The organism is Sphingomonas bacterium (genome assembly GCF_903644055.1).
Classification (GTDB): domain Bacteria; phylum Pseudomonadota; class Alphaproteobacteria; order Sphingomonadales; family Sphingomonadaceae; genus Sphingomonas_I.
Window position 1 is genome coordinate 1 of sequence record NZ_CAHJXD010000042.1, and the last position, 2,537, is coordinate 2,537.

General features: G+C 65.6%; 3 protein-coding genes and 1 pseudogene. 2 read left to right on the plus strand and 2 right to left on the minus strand.

Annotated features, from left to right (window positions below):
- Together HUU94_RS01815 and hisS are read right to left on the minus strand one after the other, a co-directional pair.
- A pseudogene (locus HUU94_RS01815) lies at positions 1-210 on the minus strand (peptide chain release factor 1); the annotation flags it as partial.
- Complete coding sequence (gene hisS, locus HUU94_RS01820; protein WP_174273420.1) at positions 207-1,448, minus strand: histidine--tRNA ligase; 1,242 nt, start codon at positions 1,446-1,448, stop codon at positions 207-209. The gene hisS and the pseudogene HUU94_RS01815, both read right to left, overlap by 4 nt.
- A gap of 79 nt (positions 1,449-1,527) precedes the next feature.
- Between hisS and ppa the strand changes: the two genes are divergently transcribed.
- Together ppa and HUU94_RS01830 are read left to right on the plus strand one after the other, a co-directional pair.
- On the plus strand, positions 1,528-2,097 hold the full coding sequence (gene ppa / locus HUU94_RS01825; RefSeq protein ID WP_174273421.1) for an inorganic diphosphatase: 570 nt from the start codon (positions 1,528-1,530) through the stop codon (positions 2,095-2,097).
- Positions 2,097-2,537, plus strand: a 441-nt coding sequence (locus HUU94_RS01830) for an amidase family protein (protein WP_254601863.1), incomplete at its 3' end; no start/stop codon positions are given. The genes ppa and HUU94_RS01830, both read left to right, overlap by 1 nt.

The window sequence follows — 2,537 nt, forward strand, 5'->3', positions numbered from 1 at the left end:
GGCGTCCTCAACCATATAGGTCAGCGAATCGAGCTCCTGCCGATACCGCCGCACCTGCCCCGCCGCCTGTGCCACCGGCTCCAGCTCGGCATAATCCTTGGAGAGCTTGACGAACTGGTCGGCGGCGAGATCGGCGCGCGACATCGACGCCTGCAACTCATCCCGCCGCGCCTCGATCTGGCGGATGCGCTCAAGGGGGATGGTGGTCATGTGGTCATGCCGACGATCAATGGACGGCCAATTGCCGTTTCGACCTTCTGCCTAAAGTCGGCATGAGCCTTGCTTAGCGATACGCCATCTTCGCGGATGAACATGAGGTGGGTAGCGCCCGCCTTCTTAGCCAGTTCGACATGCCGTTTTGCATTACCACGATATGCGGCCTGGACAGCAATGCCAGACTTCCGAAGCCTCATGGCCATTTCCGCCGCCTCGGCTTCGTACGCAGGCTTGTCCGGAACGACTGCAATCAATTCGACCATGCTCACTGGCTCTTCGATCAGCATCCCCAATCGCTCGATTCCAGCGGCCCAACCCACTGCGGGCGTGTGTTGGCCGCCAAGCGTTTCAATCAAGCCGTCATAGCGCCCGCCGCCCAGTACGGTGCTTTGCGCACCCAACCGATCGGTGACGAACTCGAACGCGGTATGCCGATAATAATCCAGCCCGCGCACAAGCCGGGCATTGCGCGTCCACGCCACGCCCGCCGCATCGAGTCCCCTGGTCACGGCTTCGAAGAACGCCCCCGCCTCGCTCGACATATGATCGTCGATGCTCGGCGCAACGTCGGCGATGGAGCGGTCGCGCGGGTCCTTCGAATCGAGGATGCGCAGGGGGTTCTTCGCCAGCCGCTCGACGCTCTCTTCCGAAAGCGCATCGCGCGCGCCCTCGAAATGCGCCACCAGCGCCTGCCGCCAGGCATCGCGCGTCGCGCTGTCCCCCAGCGTGTTGAGCTGGAGCGTGACGCCATCGGCGATGCCCAGTTCGTTGAGCAACTGATCCGCGAATGCCAGCAGCTCGACATCCGCCGCCGGCTCGGCCGCGCCGATCACCTCGGCGTCGAGCTGGTGGAACTGGCGGAAGCGGCCCTTCTGCGGGCGCTCGTAGCGAAACAGGGGCCCGTGCGTCGCGACCTTGAGCGGCGCATAGTGCTGCCACCCCTCGGTCAGGTAGGCGCGCGCGATCCCGGCGGTGAATTCCGGACGCAGCGTCAGGCTGTCGCCGCCGCGATCCTCGAACGTGTACATCTCCTTCGAGACGACGTCGGTGGTCTCGCCGAGCGAGCGCGCGAACACCGCGGTCGCCTCGAAGACCGGCATCTCGATCCGCTGGAAGCCATAGAGCCTGCGCACGCGTTCGAACGTCTCGACCACCTTCGCGAAGCGCGCGGCGGTTTCGCCGAGCATGTCCTGCGTGCCGCGTATCGGGCGGGGGGTATCGATCTTCGCCATCTCCGCCGCGCCTCTAGTCGATGAATCTTTGGCGTAACAGCCTCTTGCCCCTGCTGCGCCGCAACACTAGGCGGGCGGCATGAACATCGAGCTCATCCCCATCGGCCGGAACCCCCCCGAAGAGATCAACGTCGTCATCGAGGTGCCCACCGGCGGCGAGCCGGTGAAATATGAGTTCGACAAGAAATCGGGCGCCTTGTTCGTCGATCGCATCCTGCATACGCCGATGCGCTACCCCGCCAACTACGGCTTCGTGCCGCACACGCTTTCGCCCGACGGCGATCCGCTGGATGCGCTGGTGATCGCGCGCTCGCCCTTCATCGCGGGCTGCGTCGTGCGCGTGCGCCCGATCGCCGTGCTCAAGCTGGAAGACGAGGCCGGCGGCGACGAAAAGCTCGTCTGCGTGCCCAGCGATTCGACCTTTCCTTATTACAGCAAGGTCCAGGAAAAGGACGATCTGCCCGAGATCGTGATGCAGCAGATCGAGCATTTCTTCACGCATTACAAGGATTTGGAAAAGACCAAATGGGTGCGGATCGGTGAGTGGGGCGATACCGCCGAGGCGCACCGCATCATTATCGAGGCGATCGAAGCGGCCGAACAGAAGAAGGCCGAGACCGGCGACGATGCCGGCGTGAAGCAACTGTGATGCGCCGGGGAGGGCTCGTTCTGGTCCTCCTCGCGACACCGGCGCTCGCAGCACCGCCGGCCGGCCCCGCCGAACAGGCGACCCGCGCCGCGCTCGCCCGCGTCGCGGCGAAGGACGGCACGATCCACGCCGTGATCGCCACCAACCCCGAGGCACTGTCCGAAGCCCGCGCGCTCGATCGCCAGCGCAGCGCGCGCGGCCCGCTGTTCGGCCGCCCGGTGCTGATCAAGGACAATATCGAGACGCGCGAGCAGCCGACCACCGCCGGCAGCCTCGCGCTCGCCGCCAACGATACCAAGCGCGATGCGCCGCTCGTCGCCCGGCTGCGCGCGGCGGGCGCGGTGATCTTGGGCAAGACCAACCTTTCCGAATGGGCGAACATCCGATCGAGCCACTCGATTTCCGGCTGGAGCGCGGTCGGCGGCCAGACCCGCAACCCC